The 22,133-nt window shown below is 72.1% G+C and carries 20 protein-coding genes; 8 read left to right on the top strand and 12 right to left on the bottom strand.

From position 1 onward, the window contains the following. Positions 1 to 7: 7 nt before the first annotated feature. Both ACFE76_RS07195 and ACFE76_RS07190 read right to left on the bottom strand, forming a co-directional pair. Positions 8 to 1,114, bottom strand: coding sequence for a lysostaphin resistance A-like protein (locus ACFE76_RS07195; protein WP_375431062.1), 1,107 nt, complete (start codon positions 1,112 to 1,114; stop codon positions 8 to 10). Positions 1,115 to 1,217: 103 nt separating this feature from the next. Further along, complete coding sequence (locus tag ACFE76_RS07190) at positions 1,218 to 3,605, bottom strand: sodium-translocating pyrophosphatase (protein ID WP_375431061.1); 2,388 nt, start codon at positions 3,603 to 3,605, stop codon at positions 1,218 to 1,220. 182 nt (positions 3,606 to 3,787) lie between these two features. Between ACFE76_RS07190 and ACFE76_RS07185 the strand changes: the two genes are divergently transcribed. Continuing rightward, entirely contained in the window at positions 3,788 to 6,151 is a 2,364-nt protein-coding gene (locus ACFE76_RS07185) for a DEAD/DEAH box helicase (RefSeq protein ID WP_375431060.1), read from the top strand. Between the two features lie 105 nt (positions 6,152 to 6,256). Continuing rightward, positions 6,257 to 6,514 carry a DUF6191 domain-containing protein gene (locus ACFE76_RS07180; RefSeq protein WP_375431059.1) on the top strand — a complete coding sequence of 86 codons (258 nt, stop codon included), beginning with the start codon at positions 6,257 to 6,259 and terminating at the stop codon, positions 6,512 to 6,514. Between the two features lie 17 nt (positions 6,515 to 6,531). Here the strand turns inward: ACFE76_RS07180 and ACFE76_RS07175 are convergent, their stop codons facing one another. From ACFE76_RS07175 to ACFE76_RS07140, 8 genes are all read right to left on the bottom strand, one after another. Next, complete coding sequence (locus tag ACFE76_RS07175) at positions 6,532 to 6,894, bottom strand: Rv3654c family TadE-like protein (protein WP_375431058.1); 363 nt, start codon at positions 6,892 to 6,894, stop codon at positions 6,532 to 6,534. Next, positions 6,891 to 7,253: a TadE family type IV pilus minor pilin gene (locus tag ACFE76_RS07170; protein WP_375431057.1), complete on the bottom strand. Its 363-nt coding sequence runs from the start codon at positions 7,251 to 7,253 to the stop codon at positions 6,891 to 6,893. Before ACFE76_RS07170 ends, ACFE76_RS07175 begins: the two co-directional genes overlap by 4 nt. 29 nt (positions 7,254 to 7,282) lie before the next feature. Next, on the bottom strand, positions 7,283 to 7,543 hold the full coding sequence (locus ACFE76_RS07165; protein ID WP_375431056.1) for a DUF4244 domain-containing protein: 261 nt from the start codon (positions 7,541 to 7,543) through the stop codon (positions 7,283 to 7,285). Positions 7,544 to 7,710: 167 nt separating this feature from the next. After that, positions 7,711 to 8,490, bottom strand: a complete 780-nt coding sequence (locus tag ACFE76_RS07160) for a type II secretion system F family protein (RefSeq protein WP_375431055.1) — start codon at positions 8,488 to 8,490, stop codon at positions 7,711 to 7,713. A gap of 62 nt (positions 8,491 to 8,552) precedes the next feature. After that, the gene (locus ACFE76_RS07155) at positions 8,553 to 9,368 is read right to left on the bottom strand and encodes a type II secretion system F family protein (protein WP_375431054.1); all 816 of its coding nucleotides are present in this window, start codon (positions 9,366 to 9,368) and stop codon (positions 8,553 to 8,555) included. Beyond that, positions 9,365 to 10,540 (bottom strand): TadA family conjugal transfer-associated ATPase, encoded by a 1,176-nt coding sequence (locus ACFE76_RS07150; protein ID WP_375431120.1) that lies wholly within the window; start codon positions 10,538 to 10,540, stop codon positions 9,365 to 9,367. Before ACFE76_RS07150 ends, ACFE76_RS07155 begins: the two co-directional genes overlap by 4 nt. Before the next feature lie 5 nt (positions 10,541 to 10,545). Beyond that, the gene (gene ssd / locus ACFE76_RS07145; RefSeq protein ID WP_375431053.1) at positions 10,546 to 11,622 is read right to left on the bottom strand and encodes a septum site-determining protein Ssd; all 1,077 of its coding nucleotides are present in this window, start codon (positions 11,620 to 11,622) and stop codon (positions 10,546 to 10,548) included. A gap of 498 nt (positions 11,623 to 12,120) precedes the next feature. Then, complete coding sequence (locus tag ACFE76_RS07140) at positions 12,121 to 12,816, bottom strand: oxidoreductase (protein WP_375431052.1); 696 nt, start codon at positions 12,814 to 12,816, stop codon at positions 12,121 to 12,123. 109 nt (positions 12,817 to 12,925) lie between these two features. Between ACFE76_RS07140 and ACFE76_RS07135 the strand changes: the two genes are divergently transcribed. From ACFE76_RS07135 to ACFE76_RS07110, 6 genes are all read left to right on the top strand, one after another. Then, positions 12,926 to 13,681 carry a class I SAM-dependent methyltransferase gene (locus tag ACFE76_RS07135; RefSeq protein ID WP_375431051.1) on the top strand — a complete coding sequence of 252 codons (756 nt, stop codon included), beginning with the start codon at positions 12,926 to 12,928 and terminating at the stop codon, positions 13,679 to 13,681. Between the two features lie 90 nt (positions 13,682 to 13,771). Beyond that, complete coding sequence (locus ACFE76_RS07130) at positions 13,772 to 14,143, top strand: DUF485 domain-containing protein (protein WP_375431050.1); 372 nt, start codon at positions 13,772 to 13,774, stop codon at positions 14,141 to 14,143. Next, positions 14,140 to 15,777: a cation acetate symporter gene (locus ACFE76_RS07125; RefSeq protein WP_375431049.1), complete on the top strand. Its 1,638-nt coding sequence runs from the start codon at positions 14,140 to 14,142 to the stop codon at positions 15,775 to 15,777. The genes ACFE76_RS07130 and ACFE76_RS07125 overlap by 4 nt, the downstream gene beginning before the upstream one ends. 61 nt (positions 15,778 to 15,838) lie before the next feature. After that, complete coding sequence (gene acs, locus ACFE76_RS07120) at positions 15,839 to 17,833, top strand: acetate--CoA ligase (protein WP_375431048.1); 1,995 nt, start codon at positions 15,839 to 15,841, stop codon at positions 17,831 to 17,833. Positions 17,834 to 17,930: 97 nt separating this feature from the next. After that, positions 17,931 to 19,436: a potassium/proton antiporter gene (locus ACFE76_RS07115; RefSeq protein ID WP_375431047.1), complete on the top strand. Its 1,506-nt coding sequence runs from the start codon at positions 17,931 to 17,933 to the stop codon at positions 19,434 to 19,436. A gap of 25 nt (positions 19,437 to 19,461) precedes the next feature. Further along, on the top strand, positions 19,462 to 19,908 hold the full coding sequence (locus ACFE76_RS07110; protein ID WP_375431046.1) for a phage holin family protein: 447 nt from the start codon (positions 19,462 to 19,464) through the stop codon (positions 19,906 to 19,908). A gap of 172 nt (positions 19,909 to 20,080) precedes the next feature. On the opposite strand, the gene ACFE76_RS07105 is transcribed toward ACFE76_RS07110, so the two are convergent. Then, on the bottom strand, positions 20,081 to 20,266 hold the full coding sequence (locus ACFE76_RS07105; RefSeq protein ID WP_375431045.1) for a hypothetical protein: 186 nt from the start codon (positions 20,264 to 20,266) through the stop codon (positions 20,081 to 20,083). A gap of 109 nt (positions 20,267 to 20,375) precedes the next feature. After that, positions 20,376 to 22,127, bottom strand: coding sequence for an alpha-glucosidase (locus ACFE76_RS07100; RefSeq protein ID WP_375431044.1), 1,752 nt, complete (start codon positions 22,125 to 22,127; stop codon positions 20,376 to 20,378). Positions 22,128 to 22,133: the final 6 nt, after the last annotated feature.

Here is a 22,133-nt window from a genome sequence, read left to right as displayed (position 1 = left end):
AACGGCACTAGGGCGTGACGTTGTCCGCGGCGACCGGGTACCAGATCGCCGGCTGGGTGGGAACGTCGGCCGGGACGGAGCGGTTCGTCAGCCCGGTGCGCTTGGCCTGCCACCAGATCAGCGCGAGCGCGATGCCGTGCACGGCCAGGGCGAGCAGGAACTCGACCGGGGTGCCCTTGGTGTCGCTGCCGACGAAGGCGTCCTGCCAGCCGCCGATGCCGATGGTGACCACGAAGACGAACACGTTGTTCACGGCGTGCATGGCGATCCCCGCCTCGAGGCCGCCGGTACGCCAGGTCGCCAGGCAGCTGGCCACGGCGAGGCAGGCGATGCTGCCCAGCACCCAGACGTCCGGGCTGCCGTGCGCGGCCGAGAACAGCACGGCGGACACGACCGTGCCGACGACCAGACCGACGACCGGGCGGGCGAACCACGAGCCGACGTTCAGCAGGATCCAGCCGCGGAAGAAGTACTCCTCACCCGCCGCCTGCAGCGGGGTCAGCACGACCATGATCAGCAGCAGGGCCACCCAGTGGGCGGGCCGGTCGACCTCGGGTGGGTCGGTCAGCACCCCGAGACCGACGTAGCCGACCCACAGCGGGACGACCACGACGAGGCAACGCAGCAGCCAACGCCAGCGAAAGCCGCCGGTCACCGAGGTGACGAACCGTGGCCGGACGCCGTAGACGATCCAGATCGACAGCATCGTGGTGGGGATCAGCACGATCAGGGACACGTTGAGCGCGATGAAGCCGACCGGACCGAGGTTGTCGACGTCGGTGAGCGTGTTCAGGAGGTAGCGGCCGAGGTTGGGCTTGCCGGTGACCAGTCCGGCGATCAGCGGCGGAACCACGGTCAGTGCGCTGGCCAGCAAGTAGAGCGCGAGGGCCAGCGCGGTGGCGAGCAGCGGCTTCCACCAACGGCGGCGCGGTCCGCGGAGCAGCTGCGGGTACCGCTGGGGCTCGGTCGGCAGAGCGGGCGGTCGGGCCGGAGGCGACCACCCGTACGGCAGCATCGGCGCGGGTCCCCAGACCGGCGGCGGGTAGCCGGCCAGCCGCGGGTCCGGCTCGGGGCGGTCGGGGGCGTCGGCGGGCGGCCCGTACGGATCAGACATCGCCGCCCAGTGTGCCATCGGCCCCGGACCAGGGTGCCTGGTTCGGGGCCGAGCGGGCAGTTCTGTGGATAACCGCAGCGACGCGCCGCGGGGGCGGAGCGCCCTAGAGCGTGTGCTCCCGCTCCGCGGCCGCCGGGGTGACCGGGACGTCCTCGGCGGCCGCGCCGGGCCCGGTGGTCGACGAGGGACCGGACGCGTCCGGGGTGTCGGCGATCGCGACGTTGCGACGGGAGCTGATCGTGACCGCGACGACGATGATGGCCAGCGCACCCAACGCGATCAGGAAACGCCACGCGCTCGGGTCATTGCTGAGCGGCGACATGGCCACCACCGCAGGAGCGATCAAGACGGCGACCAGGTTCATCACCTTGATCAGCGGGTTGATGGCCGGGCCGGCGGTGTCCTTGAACGGGTCACCGACGGTGTCACCGATGACGGTGGCCTCGTGCGCGGGGGAACCCTTGCCGCCGTGGATGCCGTCCTCGACGAGCTTCTTGGCGTTGTCCCAGGCCCCACCGGAGTTGGCCAGGAAGACCGCCATCAAGGTGCCGGACGCGATCGCCCCGCCGAGGTAGCCGGCCAGAGCCGGGGCACCGAGCCCGAACCCGACCGCGACCGGGGCAAAGATGGCGAGCAGTCCCGGGGTGGCGAGCTCGCGCAGCGAGTCCTTGGTGACGATGTCGACGACCTTGCCGTACTCAGGCTTGCCGGTCCCCTCCATGATCCCGGGGATCTCGCGGAACTGGCGGCGCACCTCGAAGACGACCGCGCCGGCGGCCCGGCCGACCGCACTGATGGCGAGGCCGGAGAAGAGGAAGACCACCGCGGCTCCGAGGATCAGCCCGACCAGGGTCTGCGGGGCGAAGACGACGGACTCGTTGGTGAACCGGGAGTAGCCCTCGCCCAGCACGTCGCGGATCGAGTCGGTGTAGGAGCCGAAGAGGGCGGTCGCCGCGAGCACGGCCGTCGAGATCGCGATGCCCTTGGTGATGGCTTTGGTGGTGTTACCGACCGCGTCCAGCTCGGTGAGGATCTGGGCGCCCTCGCCGTGCACGTCGCCCGACATCTCGGCGATGCCCTGGGCGTTGTCGGAGACCGGGCCGAAGGTGTCCATGGCCACGATCACGCCGACGGTGGTCAGCAGGCCACAGCCGGCCAGCGCGATCGCGAACAGCGCGACCACGCCCGAGCCGCCGAGCAGGAAGGAGCCGTAGACGGCCGCCGCGATGACGATGGCGGTGTAGACAGCCGACTCCATGCCGATCGAGATGCCGGAGAGCACGACGGTGGCGGCACCGGTGAGCGAGGTCTTGGCGACGTTCTGGACGGGCTTGTCCTCGGTACCGGTGTAGTAGCCGGTCAGCGACAAGATGATCACGGCCAGCACGATGCCGATCACGACCGCACCGATGGCGACCACGCGCGGGTTGTCGATCGGGCCGGTGAAGGCCGCGGCGCCGGGCACCTCGAGCCCCGCGAACGTCGACGGCAGGTAGGCGAACGCGGCGATCGCGCAGAGCACCGCGGAGATGGCCGCCGACAGGTAGAAGGAGCGGTTGATCGTCTTCAGGCCGCCCTCGCCCGCCCGGGGCCGGGTCAGGTAGATGCCGATGATGGCGGTCAGCACGCCGATGGCGGGCACGATCAGCGGGAAGACCAGGCCGGCCTCGCCGAAGGCCGCCTTGCCCAGGATGAGCGAGGCGACCAGGGTGACGGCGTAGGACTCGAAGAGGTCGGCCGCCATGCCGGCGCAGTCCCCGACGTTGTCACCGACGTTGTCGGCGATGGTCGCGGCGTTACGTGGGTCGTCCTCGGGGATGTTCTGCTCGACCTTGCCGACCAGGTCGGCGCCGACGTCAGCGGCCTTGGTGAAGATGCCACCGCCGACGCGCATGAACATGGCCAGCATGGCCGCGCCGAAACCGAAGCCCTCGAGGATCACCGGGGCGTCGCTGCGGAAGATCAGCACGACGACCGCCGCGCCGCCCAGACCCAGGCCGACCGTCGACATACCGACGTGTGCTCCGGTGCGGAAGGCGATCTTCATGGCCGGGTCGCGGCCCTCGCTACGCGCGGCAGAGGCGACGCGGACGTTGGCGCGAACGGCCAGCCACATGCCCAGATAGCCGATCAGGGCGGAGAAACCCGCTCCGGCCAAGAAGGCCAGCGAGCGGCTGATCCGTAGGGTCCATTCACCGAACTCGTCGCTACCGCGGGCCGGCAGGGCCAGCAGCAGCACGAACGCGGCGGCCGCGAAGACCACCAGGGTGCGGAACTGCCGGCCGAGGAAGGCGCTGGCCCCCTCCTGCACGGCGAGGGCGATCTCTTTCATGTTCTCGGTGCCGTCGTGAGCCCTCAGGACCTCGCGACGGAAGATGAAAGCCATGACCAGCGCCAGCAGCGCGACCGCCAAGACGATGACGACGAGGGTGAGATTGCCTCCCGAAACAGGGATGGCGGTGACTTCCAAAGGAACTGGAAGTGCGGACATATAACGCCCTCCTGAGCAGTGGTGCAGGTAATTCCGGGGCCGGTATGACCGGGTGAGTCTAACCACATGGCCTACTGGTCCGCTCGCAGCGGCCCGGGAGCGGACCAGCTTGTCCGTGCGGGGACTGTCAGACCTGGGCGTGACAGGCTGGAACGATGCGGAGCGGGCGGGACGAGCAACCGGTGCGGCCGACCCGCCTCCCGGTCGCAGGGCCGCCGGGCCCGCCGGCTGGTCTGCGCTACGTCCGTCAGCTGTCGGCCCGGGAGGGGGTCCGGACGGCCTGGCCGGACTGGCTGCCGACCGAAGTCGTGGCCGCCCTGCAGGCCCAGGGCATCCCGCAGCCGTGGGCCCACCAGGTCGAAGCCGCCGACGCGGCCTGGCAGGGCCGGCATGTCGCCCTGTCCACCGGCACGGCGTCGGGCAAGTCGCTCGGCTACCTGATGCCCGTCCTGGCCAGCACGTACGCCGGGCTGGCCCCGGCCGGCCCGCCCCGGCCAGCGCCGACAGGGACGGCCGGCTGGCGGGTCGGCGGCCGTGAGCACACCGCGCTCTACCTCTCCCCGACCAAGGCGCTCGCCCACGACCAGCTGCGGGCCTGCGCCGAGCTGGCGCTGCCCGGCTGGGCGCTCGCCGCCGTCGACGGAGACACAGCGCCGGCGGTGCGCGACTGGGCGCGCGAGCACGCCGGGTACGTCTTCACCAACCCGGACCTGCTGCACCGCTCCCTCCTGCCGGGTCACGCCCGCTGGGCGCGCTTCCTCAGCACGCTGCGCTTCGTCGTCGTCGACGAGGCCCACCGCTACCGGGGCGTCTTCGGCGCGCAGGTCGCGCTGGTGCTGCGCCGGCTGCACCGCCTCGCCGTCAGCTACGGCGCCGCGCCCACCTTCGTGACCGCGTCGGCCACGTCGACCGGGGCAGCCGCGAGCACCGCCGCCCTGCTCGGCGTCGACGTCGCCGACGTGACGGCGGTCGAGGTGGACCGGTCGGCCCGTGGGCCGGTCGAGCTCGTGCTGTGGCAGCCCGGCACCGACGCGGACGACGCGACCGCGGACCTGCTGGCCCGTTCCGTCGGCTCGGGCGCGCAGACCATCGCCTTCGTCCCGTCCCGGCGCGGAGCCGAGGTGGTGGCGCTGCGGGCGCAACGCCAGCTCGACTCCCGACCCGACTTCGTCGCCGTCCCCGAGGCCCTTTCGACCCCTGCCGACGCCGCACCGGGTCCGCTGGTGGCCGCCTACCGCGGCGGCTACCTGGCTGAGGACCGCCGCCGGCTCGAGCGGGCGCTGCAGGAGGGCCGGCTGCGCGGCGTCGCGGCCACGAACGCCCTCGAGCTGGGGGTCGACGTCGCCGGGATGGACGCGGTGATCCTGTCCGGCTTCCCGGGCACCCGGTCGGCCTTCTGGCAGCAGGCTGGGCGCGCCGGCCGTCGGGGGCGCCCGGCGACGGTGACCCTGGTGGGCCGGGCCCACCCGCTCGACGCCTACCTGATGGCCCACCCCGACGCTCTGCTCGACGAGCCGGTCGAGGCCACCGTGCTGCACCCCGACCACCCCCAGCTGCTCGGGCCGCACCTGGCCGCCGCCGCGCAGGAGCTGCCGGTGACCGAGGCCGACGCCCGCTACTTCGGTGCGGGGACGGCCGCCGCGCTCGCCCGGCTGGCGGCGGCCGGCAGCCTGCGCCGACGGCCGGACGGCTGGTACTGGACCCGACCGGAACGGGCGGTCGACGCCATCGACCTGCGGGGCTCGCGGGGCCGCTCGGTCGAGATCATCGAGGCGGGCACCGGACGGATCCTCGGTCACGTCGACCCTGTGGCCGCCGACCGCGCGGTGCACCCCGGCGCCGTCTACCTGCACCGCGGCGAGTCCTATCTCTGTGAGGAGCTCGACCACGACGCGCTGGAGGCGCTGGTCCGCCCGGCCCGACCCGGCTACCTGACCCAGCCCCGAGTGACGACCCGGGTCAGCCTGCTGCACGAGCGGGACCAACGACCGGTCGGTCGAGGGCGGCTGCACGTCGGCCGGATCGCCGTCACCACCCAGGTCACCAGCTATCTGCGGCGGGACGAGACGCTTGGCACCGTCTGGGACCAGACGCCTCTGGAGCTGCCGGAACGTCAGCTGCAGACCACGGCGACGTGGCTCACCCTCGACCTCGCCGAGATCGACGAGGCGTTGTCTCTGGCGCACATCTCCGCCGGGACCCACGGCGCGGAGCACGTCGCCCTCGCCCTGCTGCCCGCCTTCACCAGCGGTGACCGGTGGGACGTCCGCGGCCACTCCACGACCGCGGCGGTGCAGGGAGCCAGCCCGGCTGGCGGCAGCGGTCTGACGCTGGTCTGGTACGACCAGCAGCCGGCCGGGACGGGTGCGGCTGAGGAGGCCTTCGCGGTCGCCGACGCGTGGCTCGCCGCCGCGTACGACCGGGTCAGGACCTGCGGCTGCGAAGCAGGCTGTCCGGCCTGTGTGGTGAGCGCCGACTGCGGCGAACCGCAGCGCGGCCTCGACAAGCAGACCGCGGCCACCTTGCTGGCTCTGCTGCTCGACTGAGGAGGCAGCCGGCCGAACCGAACCCGCCGCAGTCCACGGCGAGGCGCGCCATACTGAGCGGGTGGCCACCCTGATGCTCCCGCCCTCGGGGCAGCGACCACGCGGGTGAGCTTCTTCGAGATCTTCTCCCCCGGCCTGCGACACCTCCACGAGGAAAGGGACAGACAGAACATGCTCGTCTCCAAGCCCACCTACGGCGGTGGCGCCCCGCTCGGGATCGACCTGGACGCCGGCGTGGCCACGATCAAGATCTCGCGACCTGCGCCAGCCCCAGCGGTCGAAGAGGACGGCCCAGCGGACGCGGCGGTCCCAGCCGCCGCCGACCCGGACGCCACGGAAGCGACGACGACCAAACCAGCCTGACCCGACGGCCCCCCTGATCATCGGACCGGCCCCGCGTACGCCTCGGCCTCCACCCGACCGGGCAGTCCGGTGACCCGACTCGGCGTCGGGATCGAGACGCGGACGGTCACCACGAAGCCGATCTGGTCGCCGACCACCGTGCAGCTCAGCAGCCCGGCGCCGTTGTCCGCGGCCGATCGGCGGGCCTGACGACAGGCGTCCCCGCCCGACCGGAAGGTCTGGGCCGCGCTCACCGCCGTCAGGTCCGCCGCTCCCCGGGCCCGGTGGTAGGCCACCGCGTACCCGGCGACGAGCATGGTCGCGTACGCCAGCAGCACGACCACCCCCATCACCCCCGCCATCAGCACCGAAGCGCTACCCCGCTCGGTGCCGACCCTCATCGCGGACTCCCCGGCTCGGGCACGACCACCGCGTCCGCGTGCAGCGGGACGGCCGGCAGACCGCGGGCGAACGACCGGACCCGTACGCTCACCGAAACTCTCACCTGCGTCGGCTGCCGCACCACGTGGATGACCGCTCCCGCCGGCGCTTCGGCTCGAGCGCGGGACACCGCGGCGGCGTCGTGCCGGGCCTCCTGCCGCGCCACCGCGGCTGCGGTGTCGACCAGCCGGAGCTGCACCACGATCAGTACCAAGCCCCAACACAGCAGCACGAAGAGGCTGAAGACCGCCAGGATGGCGACGGCCAGCTCTGCCGTCACCATCCCGCGCGCGTCCCGCCGGCGCACCCGACCCGACATTCGACGATCCTGTTCGGTCCGACCGTGGCCTAGCCGAGACCGACGGCGAAGTGCTTGATGACCAGCAGGATGAACTTCAAGATGGCCGACTCCACCGGCCCGCTCGTCACCACCGACAACAAGACGCCGGCGATCGCGATCGCGGCGATGATGCCCACCGCCCACTCCGCGCTCACCATGCCCCGCTCGGTCCGACACCGTCCGCAGGCGGGCGCCAGGGTCCCCGCCGCGATCCCGTCCTGCGCGGCGGGGGTCACCAGACCGCCCACCACGTCAATCGATTCCTTCATGGGTTCCTCCTCCGTCAACGCACCCTGGCCCGCTCCTGAGCCGATCCCAGGTGCTGCAGCCGAGCTGGCTGCACAGGGAGTCTCCGGACGTTGACCCCCACTGTGCGGTTTCGCGACTGGCCTGTGGACAGCGCGCCGACACTCCGCTGCTGTGGACGAACGACGGCTCAGGGAAAGGCCTGCACGACCGCGGACACGACGGTCGGGACCACCCCGAGCAGCAGAAAGGCCGGGATGAAGCACGTCATCAGGGGCAGCACGCTGCGGACGCCGACGCTACGGGCCACCTGCTCCAGCGCGGCCCGCCGGCGTTCCCGCGCCGCGCGGGCGTGGCTGCGCAGGGCCTCCACCATCTGGGTGCCCGACTCCACCGAGCGGGCCAGGTCGACCGCCGCCGGCCCGAGCTGAGGGTGACCCGCGAGCGCAGCCCAGGCCTCCGCGTCCGGGACGCCGAGCTCCACGGCCCGCAGCACGGGCCGCAGGTCGTCTCCCACCGGCCCGCCGAACGCGTCAGCCACGGCGGCGCACGCCAGCCGGGGCGGTGTGCCGACGGCCAGGCAGGCTGCCATCAGCTCCAACGCCTGCGGTACCTCCAGCACCAGCTGTTGCTGTCGACGCCGGACCGCCAGCGGCTCCAGCCACCCCAGGCCCAGCGCACCGGCCGCCACGATGACCGGCCACGCCGTCCAGGTCCACAGGCCCAGCGACAGCGCACCTCCGCTGAGAACGAGACAGAGCGCGGTCGCGGCGCCCACGCTCAACCAGCACCGCCGCCGCCACGGCACTGCCCCCGGTCGACCGGCGATCACCCGCCCAACCACCGGCAGTCGCTCCGGCCGGGCGGTCGGCGGCCGGACGACGCTGCCCAGTCGGACGTCAGGCCCGTCGACAAGCAGCAGGACCGCGGCCGCGGTGAGTGACGCCGCCAGTACCGCGGCCGCGCTCACGCGACACCTGCCCCGGTCGGGGGCCGTCGTCGAGCTCGTCGTGCCATCGTCGCCTCCCGGCTTCAGGCCTGGGCGGCCGCTCGGCGCGCCAGGTTCTCGATCCAGAGCACCCCGGCGCAGGCGAGCCCGACCCCTAGGAGCAGACATCCCCAGCCGGCCGGCCCGGCCACCAGCCACTGCAGCGGGTCGCCGCCGATCAGGTAGCCCATGCCGATGCCCAGTACCGGTAGCACGGCCATCAGCTTGCCGGTGGCGCGCGGCGCCGCGAGCTCGCTGCCCACCACGGCCCGCAACGACTGGTCGGCCGCCAGACCGGCGGCCACCTCCTCGAGGGTCCCCGTCAGGGACGCACCCGAGACCCCGGACACCTGCCACGCCCGGGCCAGCTCGCGCAGTCCGGCACGCCCCTCGACCGCGGACTGGCGTCGCCAGACTGCGGGGACGTCCCCGCCGATGGCCAGGGTCGCCCGGGCCTCGTCCAGGACGGGACAGCCGGCGGCGGCCTTGGTCAGGGCCTGCGCCGGCACCATCCCGACCCGGAGGTTGGCCGCCAGCACCGTGGCGGCTTCGGCGACCGCGAGCCGGCCCCGTTCGGCCGCTCGCCGCCGGCCCCGCAACCGGCCGAGGTGGGCCACCGTCGCCAGCACCAGCAGCGACGTCGCGGTGTAGACGGCTGCTCGCGGCCCGGCCAGGACGACCGTGAGGGTCAGCGCGGCGGCGACCGCAACCGCGGCGGCGACGCGGCGCCACCATTGGCGCCCGGACCGGACCGGGGTGCCCGGATCCCCGCTGGGCAGCCGTCGCAGACCCGCCGCGGCGGGCGTGGTCACCCCGAGCAGGGCAGCCAACACCGCCAGCAGCACCGACAACCCGATCATCGGTCGAGCAGCCTCTCCAGCCGCCCGGCCCCGGCCCCGAGCCGGACCCGGCCACCCGGGTCGAGCTCCACCGCCGGCTGCGTCCGGGTCAGCCCGGTCGAGGGGTCGGCGACGACGACGTGGATCTCGGCGACCCGCCGCCGGCCCTGATCGTCCCGGTCGATGTGGATCACCGCGTGCAGCGCCGACGCGATCTGCGCGTGCACGGCGGCTCGACCGAGACCGCCGAGAGCCCCGAGCGCCTCCAGCCGGGCCGGGACGTCCTCCGCCGAGTTCGCGTGCACGGTCCCGCAGCCGCCCTCGTGCCCGGTGTTCATGGCCATCAGCAGGTCGACGATCTCGGGCCCGCGCACCTCGCCGACGACCAGCCGGTCGGGCCGCATCCGCAACGACTGTCGGACCAGGTCGGTCAGGGTGACCGCCCCCGCCCCCTCCGCGTTGGCCGGCCGGCCCTCGAGCCCGACGACGTGCGGGTGGTGCGGCGCCAGCTCACGCGAGTCCTCCACGACCACGATCCGCTCGTCGGCGGGGACCAGCGCCAGCAGCGCCGCGAGCAGAGTGGTCTTGCCCGACCCGGTGCCACCGCTCACCAGGAAGGCGAGCTTCGCCGTGACCATCCGGCTCAGCAGGGCCGCTCCGCGCTCGCTCAACGAGCCGGAGGCGACGAAGTCGTCCAGGCTGAATTTCCGCGCCGCCGGAACCCGCAACGACAGGCAGGTGCCGGGACGCGCCACCGTCCCCAGCACGGCGTGCACGCGGCAGCCGTCGGCCAGCCGGGCGTCGACGAACGGGGCCGCGTCGTCGAGCCGCCGGCCGACCGAGGCCGCCAGCCGTTGCGCCAGGCTGCGGACCTCGGCGTCGGAGCCGAAGCGGACCCCGGTCAGCTCGAGCCCGCGGCCGCGGTCGACGAACACCCGGTCGGGCCCGTTGACCAGGACGTCGGTGACGCCTGGCTGGCGCAGCAACGGTTCCAACGGCCCGGCCCCGACGCTGTGCCGGCGGAGGGCCTCGACCATCGCCACCAGCGCCGAGTCGGTGACCACTCGGCCCTCGGCGCGCATCGCCTCCGCCACATCGTTCGGCGTGTGCGCGCGGCCGAGCGCCACCAACCGGGTGCGGATCGGGTCGAGCTCGGTCACGGTCGAGCCAAGGTCCACCGCCGTCGCGGACAAGGCGGTCACGCGACGGCCGGAACGGGTTCAAGCTCGGCCAGCACCCGCCGGCACGCCTTGGCCAGGCTGCTACGGGGAGCACGCGCGGGCGGGTCACCCCGTTCGGCGGCGAGGACCAGGCTGTCGTCGTGGGGCACGATGCCGATCAGGGGGAGCTCGACGGCGGCCGCCGTCGCCTCCGCGCCCAGACCGCGCGCCCGGCCCTCCCGGGCCAGCACCGCCAACCGCTCGCAGGCCGGGACCAGCTCGAGCGCGACCTCCCGGGCTGCGGCCACCCCTCGCAGGTCGGCCCGGACGAGCAACAGGGTCAGGTCGGCGGTGCGCAGCGCCTCCCGGGTCGCGGCCGTGAGCAGTCGCGGCACGTCGAGCACCACGAGCTCGTGACTGCGGAGCAGCGAGAGCAGCACCGCGTTGAGCTGGTCGGCCGGCAGCGCCGCAGCCGGCTGGGGCCGCCGGGCCATCGCCAGCAGCTCGACGCCGACCGCCGAGGGGAGCTGGCCACCGAGGTCGCCCAGCTGGCCGCGCGCTCCGGCCAACCGGGGCCACCGCCAGCCCGGCGTCTGCTCGGCGCCGAGCAGCAGGTCGAGCCCGCCACCATTCTCGTCAGCGTCCACGAGGGCTACCGGCCGGCCGGTCGCCGCCGCCGTCACCGCCAGACCGGCGGCGAACGTCGACGCGCCCACCCCGCCCGAACCGCCCAGCACGCAGACCAGCCGGCCCCGGTCACCGCGCCGACCACTGCTGGCCGCGATCGCCGCAGCCAGGACGTCGGCGCCACTGGGCAGCGTGAGGACGGCCGCGCCGAGCCGGGCCGACCAGGCCACCGCGTCCTCGGGCAGCTCGTCGTCGCCCAACAGGTAGAGGTCCGTACGGCGGGGTAGCACGAGCGCCGCCACCGGCGCGGCCTGGTCGAGGCCGACCAGCACCAGCGAGGCCGTCGCCCAGCGTCCACGCAGCGCCCCGACGTCGGGGACGACCTCGGGCTCGAGGTCGAGGGCCGCCGTCACCGAGAGCACCCGCTCGAGCAGCGCGTCGTCCCGGGTGACGACGACGACGGGCGACACGTCAGGGTGCAGATCCATGCCGTCAGTCTGAGTCGCTGACCGCCGTCGGGCGAGGGCATCGGCCAGGCTGTGGAGAAGTCGGGAACCCCCTCCGAGCCTGTGGACGACGGACGGTGTTGATCATGGAACTCGACAAGATGATCAAGGACACGACGAGCTGAGCATGGTCAACGATCAACTCGATTTGTCCGGTCAAAGCACATTGATCACCCAGGAGGGCTTCCCGGACAGGAGATCGCGAGGTAGAACTGACCTCAGAACGCACCGAACGACAAGGGCAACCGCTCATCTCGACGGGCTTGGTCGACGATCACGTCAGTCGCGGGAGACCCCCACCAATCGGTGCCGCTCGTCTCGAGTACCCACGCGGCGATCACCCATCCCTGAGGGGCAGTTGCGTCCAGGCTTGCCTGGCCAACGCGGAGAAACGGCACGCATGGTCGCTCGGACACGGGCAGGGCACGGCGTCCGTCTGACGGGCGCCGTGCCGACCATCTTTCCGGTCGGACCGGGCCCTCAGTGACGAAGCGACGTCCCGAGGAGCTCCGCACCTCGGCTGAGAGCGCCGGCGCAGTGCACGATCCAACCCCGCACCCCCGCCAGGGTGCCGGAGGCGTAGCCGTCGAGCGCCCGCCGGTAGCCGGCCGGAGCACCGGCGTGGCCGGCCTCGATCGGCACCGCGCCCCGTGGGTCGACGCCCGCCGAGACCAGCACCAGGTGTTCGGCCGCGCGGGCCACCAGCGCGTCACCCGACCCGAACGGGGCGACGCTGGCGAGCTCGGCGTGCACGACGGCCGCGAGCACGACGGCCGAGGTGCCGCCGCTGGACACGAGCAGATCGGTGAGCCCGGCCATCCGGGCCGCGGTCTCGGGGTCGGCGGTGATCCGGCCCAGGCTCTCCTCCGGTACGACGCCGCGGGCCAGCAGCACGTGGGCCCGAGCCAGCGCCTGCGCGGGCGCGACCCGGATCACCGGCGCCAGCGTCGTCAGCTCCGAGGACAAGCGGACCGCGCCCGGCAGCCAGCGGTCCGGGTCCTCGCTCAGCGCCGCGTTCCCCCGAGCACCCGTCAGCAGAGCCGCGGCCACCGCCTCGGGAGCGAGCGTACGCAGCCCGCGGTCGCGCAGCACGGCGTCCACGGAGTCGATCGCCGCGGCCACCGCCGACGGCACGCCCTCCAGGCGCGCCAGCTCCAGGAGCGGATCAGCGGTCACGACGAGTGTCCTGAGGTCGGAACCGGGTGGCGGTGAGCCCCGCCCAGGCACGCACCTCGCGGCGTTCACCGCCAAGGAACTCCACCCTCACGGCACTAGAGTCTCCCCCATGACTGAGCCGCGCCGGACGCCCTACCCGGCGCCAGCGGCGGCGTGGATGGTCGGCGAGCAGCCGGCTCGGGTGCTCGATCTCGCCTCGGGCCGGGGCAGCTTCGCGGCCATGCTGGCCGCGGAGGGCCACGAGGTCTTCGGGATCGACCGTGACGTGGCGCGGGTGGCCGGTCTCGTCGACCGGCTCGGCACCCGGCTGCACGTCGCCGGTCAGGTCGAGTCGATGCCGTACCTGTCCTGCCACTTCGACGTGGTCACCGCCTCCGACACCCTGCACCGCTTCGCGCCGGGGCTGGCTCTGACCGAGATCGCCCGCGTGCTGCGGCCCGGTGGCCACCTCGCGGTCGCGTACAACACCCGCGACGACACCGTGCCGTGGGTGCGGCGGCTGACGGCCCTGATGCGGGCGGCGGACCCGCACGCGATGGCCGGGGACTTCGGCCAGGAGGCCGTGGCCGCGGTGGCCGACAGCCCGTACTTCGTCGGTCTGGAGCGGCGGTCCTTCCGCAACTGGGTGCCGATCACCCGCCATGGGCTGCTGAGCATGGTGCACCGTCAGCCGTGGGCCGCCGGTCTGGCGCCCGCGGTCCGCGACGAGCTGCTAGCCGCGGTGGGCGAGCTCTACGACACCTCGGCCCGGCGACCGGAGCCGCTGCTGCTGCCCTTCCAGACCTCCTGCTGGCGGGCCGACGTCGACCACAGCGAGCTGGGGGTGGCCGAGGACGCGGACGACGCCCTCGAGATCCGCCTCTGACTCCTCCGCTCGTCCGGGCCGACCCGCGCCCTTCCCGCTGTCAGCGGGGGCGGCTACTGTGCGAGCACGGCAATCTGAGTGGAGGCTCCAATGACGGAGAGCACGACTCCGCGTTCCGGCACCGAAGCGGCACCGGTCAGCGCGCACGACCAGAGCGTCTACGCTGCCATCGCGGCTGAGCCCGACTTTGCCGAGCTGAAGCGGCGCTACAAGAACTTCGCCTTCCCGGCCACCATCGCCTTCATGGCCTGGTACATCGCTTATGTGCTGTGCAACAACTGGGCCCGGGGCTTCATGGACACCCCCGTCGTCGGCAACATCAACGTGGCCGTGGTCTTCGGACTGCTGCAGTTCGCGTCCACGTTCGCGATCGCCTTCCTCTACGCCCGGCACGCGAACCGGGCGCTGGACCCGCTGGCCACCAGGCTGCGGGACCGCTACGAGCGGGAGACCGGCCGATGACCACGGCGCTGCTGGTGCCGCTGGCCACCGACGACAACCGCGGCCTGACGATCGGCCTCTTCTTCGTCGTCGTGCTCATCACGCTGGGCATCACCTTCTGGGCCTCGCGGCAGAACAAGACCGCCGCCGACTACTACGCGGGCGGCCGCTCCTTCTCCGGCTTCCAGAACGGGCTGGCCATCGGCGGCGACTACATGTCGGCCGCCTCGTTCCTCGGCATCTCGGGCTCGATCGCGCTCTACGGCTATGACGGCTTTCTCTACTCGATCGGCTTCCTGGTCGCCTGGCTGGTGGCGCTGCTGCTGGTCGCGGAGCTGCTGCGCAACTCCGGCCGGTACACGATGGCCGACCAGCTGGCCTACCGGATGCGGCAGACGCCGGTGCGTTCGGCCGCCGCGTCGTCGACGATCGTGGTCTCGATCTTCTACCTGCTGGCGCAGATGGTCGGCGCCGGCAGCCTCGTCGGCCTGCTGCTCGGCGTGAGCGACCCGGCGGTGAAGAACCTGGTGATCATCGGGGTCGGCGTGCTGATGATCATCTACGTCACCCTCGGCGGCATGAAGGGCACCACGTGGGTCCAGATCGTCAAGGCGGTGCTGCTGATGGTCGGCACGCTGCTGATCACGATCTTGGTGCTGGCCCAGTTCCACTTCAACCTCTCCGAGCTGCTCGGAGCGGCGGCGGAGAAGTCCGGCAAGGGGGCGGCGTTCCTGCAGCCCGGTCAGCTCTACGGGAAGGACCTGACCGCCAAGTTCGACTTCCTCTCCCTCGGCCTGGCCCTGGTGCTGGGCACGGCGGGGCTGCCGCACATCCTGATCCGCTTCTACACCACCCCCACCGCCAACGCGGCCCGCAAGTCGGTGCTCTGGGCGATCGGGCTGATCGGCGCCTTCTACCTGATGACGCTGGTGCTGGGCTTCGGCGCGGCGGCCCTGGTCGACACCAGCAAGGGCAGCCAGATCGCCACCAGCTCCGGCAACGCGGCGTCGCCGCTGCTGGCCCAGGCCGTCGGCGGCGGCGAGGGGACGCTCGGCGGGGCGGTGCTGTTGGCCCTCATCTCCGCGGTCGCCTTCGCCACCATCTTGGCCGTGGTCGCGGGGCTGACCCTCACCTCGGCCTCCTCGGTGGCCCACGACCTCTACGCCAGCGTGATCAAGAAGGGCCTCGCCAGCGAACGGAGCGAGATGATCGTCGTGCGGATCGCCGCCTTTGCCATCGGGGCCGTGGCCATCGCGCTGGCCATCCCGGCGCAGCGGCTCAACATCGCGTTCCTGGTGGCGCTGGCCTTTGCCGTGGCTGCTTCGGCAAACCTGCCGGCGCTGATCTTCAACCTGTTCTGGCGCCGCTTCAACACTCTGGGCGCCACCTGCAGCATCTACGGCGGGCTGGCCGCGGCGGTGATCCTGGTGATCTTCTCCCCCGTCGGCTCCGGCACCGCGACCTCGCTCGCCCCGGACCTGAACTTTGCCTGGTTCCCGCTGCGCAACCCGGGGCTGGTCTCGATCCCGTTCGGTTTCCTCTGCGGCATCGTGGGCACCCTGCTGAGCCGCGACCCCGAGTCCGAACGCCGCTACGACGAGCTGTCGGTCCGCTCGTTGACCGGCGCGGGCGCTGAGAAGGCGAGCGGTCACTGACGACCGACGACGAGGTCGTACATTGCGGGAGCAGACCCGGAGCACCTGAAGGAGACCAGTTGTGAGCGACGCCGCCTCGAGCAGCGAGACCCTGTCCAACCTGGCGCACGAGGAGCGACGCTTCCCGCCGCCGCCGGAGCTGGCGGCGACCGCGAACGTCACCGAGGCGACCTACGCCGAGGCGGCCGCCGACCCGGAGGCGTTCTGGCTCCGCCAGGCCGACCGGCTCAGCTGGGAGACCGCGCCCACCCAGGGTCTGGACTGGAGCAACCCGCCGTTCGCGACGTGGTTCGCCGACGGCACGCTGAACGCGGCGTACAACTGCCTGGACCGACACGTCGAAGCCGGCCGCGGCGACCGGGTGGCCTACCACTTCGAGGGCGAGCCCGGCGACACCCGGACCATCACCTACGCCCAGCTCGCCGACGAGGTCCGCCAAGCCGCGAACGCCCTGACCGCGCTCGGCGTCGAGGCCGGCGACCGGGTGGCCATCTACCTGCCGATGATCCCTGAAGCCGTCGTCGCGATGCTGGCCTGCGCCCGGATCGGCGCTCCCCACACGGTGGTCTTCGGCGGCTTCTCCGCCGATGCGCTGGCGTCTCGGATCACCGACTGTGGCGTCGAGGTCGTGATCACCGCCGACGGCGGCTTCCGTCGCGGCGCGCCGTCGGCGCTGAAGCCGGCCGTCGACGCGGCGCTGGAGTCGTGCCCGACGGTCCACCACGTCCTGGTCATCCGGCGGACAGGTCAGGAGACGGCGATGACGGAGGGCCGCGACCTGTGGTGGGACGAGTTCGTGGCCGCCCAGTCGACCGAGCACGCGTGCCCGTTCTTCCCGGCCGAGCACCCGCTCTACATCATGTACACCTCCGGTAGCACCGGCAAGCCGAAAGGCATCCTGCACACCACCGGCGGCTACCTGGTCGGGACATCGTGGACGCACTGGGCGACGTTCGACCTGAAGGTCGAGACCGACGTCTTCTGGACCGCGGCCGACATCGGCTGGGTGACCGGCCACTCCTACCTCGTCTACGGACCGCTGGTGAACGGCGCGACGAGCGTCATGTACGAGGGCACCCCCGACACTCCGCACCAGGGCCGCTGGTGGGAGCTGATCGCCAAGTACGGCGTGACGATCCTCTACTGCGCCCCGACGGCGATCCGGACGTTCATGAAGTGGGGCAGCGAGATCCCGGAGAAGTTCGACCTGTCGTCGCTGCGCATCCTCGGCTCGGTCGGGGAGCCGATCAACCCCGAAGCCTACGTCTGGTACCGCACCCACATCGGCGGCGACCAGACGCCGGTCGTCGACACCTGGTGGCAGACCGAGACCGGGATGCACATGATCTCGCCGATGCCCGGGGTGACCGCGGGCAAGCCGGGCGCGGCCATGAGGGCGGTGCCCGGCATCTCGGTCGAGGTCGTCAACGACGAGGCACAGCCGGTCGCCAACGGCTCGGGGGGCTACCTGACCATCACCAAGCCCTGGCCCGCGATGCTGCGCACCCTGTGGGGCGACGACCAGCGCTACGTCGACACCTACTGGTCGCGCTTCCCCGGCATGTACTTCGCCGGCGACGGCGCCAAGAAGGACGACGACGGCGACATCTGGTTCCTCGGCCGGGTCGACGACGTGATGAACGTGTCCGGCCACCGGATGTCGACCACCGAGATCGAGTCGGCGCTGGTCTCGCACCCCAAGGTGGCCGAAGCCGCGGTGGTCGGCGCGACGGACCCGACCACCGGCCAGGCGATCGTGGCGTTCGTGATCCTGCGCTCCAGTGCCGTCGCGGAGGGGGCCGGTGACGGCGGACCGGACGTGGTCCAGGAGCTGCGGACGCACGTGGCCAAGCAGATCGGCGCCATCGCGAAGCCGCGGCAGATCATGGTCGTCGAGGAGCTGCCCAAGACCCGTTCGGGCAAGATCATGCGCCGGCTGCTCCGCGACATTGCCGAGAACCGTGAGCTGGGCGACGTCACCACGCTGACCGACTCCTCGGTGATGAACCTGATCAAGGACAACCTGAGCACCAGCTCCACCAGCGCGGACGGCTAGCCTGTCCTTGCCCGCGAGTCCGGGCTGGTGTGCCGGGAAGTCTGGTCGGCGAGCTGCTGCCCCCCGCCCGGATCGAGGATGTCGATGAGTACACCCCGTGGATGACGCTGTTCCGTTCGCCGAGCTCGTGCTGCTGCTGTCGGTGGCGGCGGTCGCCGCCATCCTGTCGAACCGGCTGACCGCTCGGGTGCGCCTGCCCGCGCCGGCGCTGTTCCTCGGTGCCGCGGCGCTGGGGGTAGCGGTGCTGCCGGGGCTGCACATGCCGCCGGAGCAGACGGTGGAGCGGATCGTCACGTTGGCGCTGCTGTGCATCCTGTTCGACGGCGGGATGAGCATCGGCGTGCGCCGGTTCCGTGCGGCAGCCGGCCCGATCGCGATGTCTGGAGTCGTGGGCACGTTCCTGACGACGGGGGCGGCCGCCGTCTTGATCCACACCGCGTTCGGGTTCAGCTGGTACCTGGCGCTGTTGATCGGGACTGCGGTGGCGCCGACCGACCCGGCCGTGGTGTTCTCGGTGCTGGGCCAGCAGGAGATCGCCGGCCGCTCGGCCACCATCGTGGAGGGCGAGTCCGGAGCCAACGACCCGGTCGGCATCGCGCTGTTGATCAGCCTGCTGACCGCAGGGTCGCTGAGCGGGGGCGCCGTCCTGCAGATCGGGGCTGAGTTCGTCCTGCAGATCGGGGTCGGCGCGGTCGTCGGAGTGCTGGGCGGCCGACTGATTCTCGGGTTCATGCGCCGGGTCAGCTTGCCCAGCGAGGGCCTCTACCCGCTGCGGACGCTGGCGTGCGTCTTCGCGCTCTTCGGGGCGACGACGCTGCTGCACGGCTCGGGCTTCCTGGCCGTGTTCTTGGCCGGCGTCGTCATCGGTGACGAACGCGCGCCGTTCAAGCGTGAGATCCAACGCTTCCACACCGCACTGGCCAGTCTCGGCGAGATCGTGGCGTTCGTCGTGCTGGGCCTCACGGTCGACCTGCACACGCTGGCCCGTACCGACGTCTGGGTACCCGGCGTGCTGCTCGGCCTCGCGCTGGCGCTCGTCATCCGCCCGGTCCTGGTGGGTCTCTGCCTGCTGCCCGCCCGGTTGGAACCCAACGAGCGGGCGTTCGTGCTCTTCGCTGGGCTGAAGGGGGCGGTCCCGATCCTGCTCGGCAGCTTCCTGCTGGCCGCCGGGATCCCCGGAGCCGAGCGGGCGTACGGCATCGTCGTGGTCGTGGTCGCGTTCTCGGTCGTGGTCCAGGGCAGCCTGGTGACCACGGTCGCGCGCCGGTTGCGGTTGCCCGTGCACTCGGTCCCGCCCCAGCCGTGGTCGCTCGGCGTCCGGCTCGCCGAGGAACCGGAAGGGGTGCTGCGGCTCACCGTCGAGCAGGGCTCCGCTGCGGAGGGCTGCACCGTCGACGAAGTCGCCGACACCGCCACCGACCCCGGACACGCTGACGACGTCTGGTTCTCGATGTTGGTACGGGACCAGTCGCTCGTCGCGGCCCGCGGCAGCACCTCGCTGCGGGCGGGTGACGAGCTGCTGGTCACCGCTGAGGACCGCTGGCACCCGCGCCTGAAGGCCCTGTTCCGTGGGTCGGCCGACGGTGACGGTGGCACCCGATAGGGTTGCCGCGAGGGAAGGAGCCACCGTGGCGGAACAAGGTGTGGGCGACATCGTCAAGAGCATCACCGACGACGTCAAGCTGCTGGTCAGGGACGAGATCGCGCTGGCCAAGGCCGAGCTGGTGCCCGCAGCGAAGAACGCGGGGATCGGGGCCGGCATGTTCGGCGCCGCCGGCTACTTCGCCATCTGCGCCCTGTCCGTGCTCTACTTCGCGGCCGCGTTCGGGCTGGTGGCCCTCGGCCTCAGCGAGTGGCTCGCCTTCCTCATCGTCGGCGTCGTGCTGCTGCTGATCGCGGCCGTCCTCGGCGTGATCGGGCTGACGCTGGTCAAGAAGGTCAAGGGCCCCGAGCGGACCATCGCCACCGCGAACGCCACGGTCGCCGACCTGAAGGCCGCCGTCCAGCGCGGCAACGCCGCCGCTAAGGCCCCCGAGATCGAGGGCGAGGTCGTCGCCAGCCGGGCCATCAGCTGACCCGGCCGGACCTGAGACCGGCCCTCCTGCTCAGGAGGTCACGGTCGCGCTGGGTGCCCAGGGTGGCAGGAGCAGCTATCACGACCCACCTCCTCTCCTCCTTGAGAGGGGTACGTACGACGGAGGCCACCGGTTGCGTCCGACCTCGGAGCGGCTGCGCGCGGAAAGTGGGCTAGTTCGGTCCGGGCGTGACCGGCTCGTCGTCGGGGAGGCCGCGCTCGGTGCTGGGGGCGTCCAGGTCGTCGGCGGACTGGGTGTCCGGCAACGCTGCCCCGGCCGCGCTCCGGGCCTCCTCGATCAGCTCCTTGGACTCATCGAGCTGTCGGCTGGCCTCGGGCTCGGGATCGGGCTCGGTCATCGCATCCTCCGTGGTCGGTGATCAGGTCCGGTCAGCCTCTCACGCACCCGCCCGGTCCGACCCTCGCGGTGCCTCGAGCACCCTGAGCGGCTGACCGGTCGGCTGGTGGTCAGCCGATCAGGTGGATCCGGGACTCCCACGGCGCCAGCTCCGCCGTGACCGGGCTCGGGTGGGTGCTGAGCAGCTCCCGGGCTCCGCGGATGTCCGGCACAGAGCCGGGCGGGACGGTCGCCGGCGTCGAGGAGCAGTTGGCCACCATCACCAGCACCTGGTCGCCGAGGGTGCGGGTCAGCGCCCAGATCTGCTCGTGCTCGGGCAGCAGCAGCGCGAACCGGCCCTCGACGAGCACCGGCAGCTCGTGCCGCAGGGCGATCAACCGCCGGAAGTGGTGGAAGGTCGAGTCGGGGTCGGCCACAGCGGCCGCGGCGTTGACGTAGACGTAGTTGGGGTTGACCGGCAGCCACGGGATCGCCTGGGTGAAGCCGGCGTGGGAGGTGTCGTCCCACTGCACCGGCGTCCGGGCGTTGTCTCGGCTGCGCAGCGCGAGAGCGCTCAGCACGGTCTCGGCCTGCAGGCCGACGCTCACGGCCTCGGCGTAGTAGTTGACCGACTCGATGTCGCGGTAGGAGCTGATGTCGAGGAACTGGGTGTTCGTCATCCCGAGCTCTTCGCCCTGGTAGACGTACGGCGTCCCCTGGTGCAGGTGCTGCACGGAGGCCAGGGTCTTCGCCGAGTTCACCCGGTGCTCGGGGCTGTCGTCGCCGAAGCGGGAGACCGCGCGCGGCTGGTCGTGGTTGTCCCAGTAGAGAGAGTTCCAGCCCACGTCAGCCAGCCCGACCTGCCACTCGGCGAGGTTCTGCTTGAGCCGCGGCAGCTCCAGCGGAGCCACGTCCCACTTGCCCCCGCCAGCCTGGACGTCGAGGTTCACGTGCTCGAAGGTGAAGACCATGTTGAGCTCGCGGTGCGCGGGGTCGGTGATCGAGCGGGCCAGCTCGATCGTCGAGCCGGGCATCTCCCCGACGGTGAGCAGGTGGTGCTCGTCCAGACCGACCTCGCGGTTCATCTCGACGAGGAACTCTTCCAGCCGGGGGCCGTTGCCGGTGGTCTCAAGCGCCGACGCGTACCGCCGACCAGCCGGTACGGTGCCGTCACGCAGGGTCTCGGGCTTGGAGATCAGGTTGATGACGTCCATCCGGAAGCCGTCGACCCCCCGGTCGACCCACCAGCGCATCATCGCGTAGACGGCCTGGCGGACCTCCGGGTTCTCCCAGTTGAGGTCGGGCTGCTTGGGGCTGAACAGGTGCAGGTAGTACTCCCCGCTCGCCGGGTCCAGCGTCCAGGACGGGCCCGAGAACGCCGACTCCCAGTTCGTCGGCTCGGCGCCGGCGGTCCCAGCCTCGACGCCTGGGCGCGGCTTGCGCCACCAGTACCAGTCCCGCTTGGGCGAGGCCGGGTCGCGCGACTCGACGAACCAGGGATGCTCGTCGGAGGTGTGGTTGACCACCAGGTCCATCACGAGCTTGATCCCGCGGCCGTGCAGCGCGGCGACCAGGTCGTCGAGGTCGGCGAGCGTGCCGAAGGTCGGGTCGATGTCGGTGTAGTTGCTGATGTCGTAGCCAAGGTCGTCCTGCGGCGAGGAGTACACCGGCGACAGCCAGACCACGTCGACGCCGAGCTCGGCCAGGTAGTCGACCCGGGCGGTGATCCCGGGGAGGTCACCGATGCCGTCGCCGTTGCTGTCGGCGAACGAGCGCGGATAGATCTGGTAGACCACCGCCGACTTCCACCAGCCGGCCGGGCGCTCGATCACGTTGCTCGCGGTGGTCGAGGTGGTCGGGGTCGTCGGTGAGGTGGTCGTCACGGCGTC

It is taken from the genome of uncultured Friedmanniella sp., assembly GCF_964244005.1.
In the GTDB taxonomy this organism is placed as follows: domain Bacteria; phylum Actinomycetota; class Actinomycetes; order Propionibacteriales; family Propionibacteriaceae; genus Microlunatus.
The sequence above is the reverse complement of the archived record's forward strand: the minus strand, read 5'-3'. Positions and strand labels throughout refer to the sequence as shown.

Excerpts from the sequence above, each read along its gene's own strand:
- ACFE76_RS07165 (WP_375431056.1), bottom strand. The coding sequence starts at position 7,543 with ATGAAGGAATCGATTGACGTGGTGGGCGGTCTGGTGACCCCCGCCGCG.
- ACFE76_RS07135 (WP_375431051.1), top strand. The coding sequence starts at position 12,926 with ATGACTGAGCCGCGCCGGACGCCCTACCCGGCGCCAGCGGCGGCGTGG.
- ACFE76_RS07125 (WP_375431049.1), top strand. The coding sequence starts at position 14,140 with ATGACCACGGCGCTGCTGGTGCCGCTGGCCACCGACGACAACCGCGGC.
- ACFE76_RS07105 (WP_375431045.1), bottom strand. The coding sequence starts at position 20,266 with ATGACCGAGCCCGATCCCGAGCCCGAGGCCAGCCGACAGCTCGATGAG.
- ACFE76_RS07195 (WP_375431062.1), bottom strand. The coding sequence starts at position 1,114 with ATGTCTGATCCGTACGGGCCGCCCGCCGACGCCCCCGACCGCCCCGAG.
- ACFE76_RS07170 (WP_375431057.1), bottom strand. The coding sequence starts at position 7,253 with ATGTCGGGTCGGGTGCGCCGGCGGGACGCGCGCGGGATGGTGACGGCA.
- ACFE76_RS07175 (WP_375431058.1), bottom strand. The coding sequence starts at position 6,894 with ATGAGGGTCGGCACCGAGCGGGGTAGCGCTTCGGTGCTGATGGCGGGG.
- ACFE76_RS07190 (WP_375431061.1), bottom strand. The coding sequence starts at position 3,605 with ATGTCCGCACTTCCAGTTCCTTTGGAAGTCACCGCCATCCCTGTTTCG.
- ACFE76_RS07155 (WP_375431054.1), bottom strand. The coding sequence starts at position 9,368 with ATGATCGGGTTGTCGGTGCTGCTGGCGGTGTTGGCTGCCCTGCTCGGG.
- ssd (WP_375431053.1), bottom strand. The coding sequence starts at position 11,622 with ATGGATCTGCACCCTGACGTGTCGCCCGTCGTCGTCGTCACCCGGGAC.
- ACFE76_RS07130 (WP_375431050.1), top strand. The coding sequence starts at position 13,772 with ATGACGGAGAGCACGACTCCGCGTTCCGGCACCGAAGCGGCACCGGTC.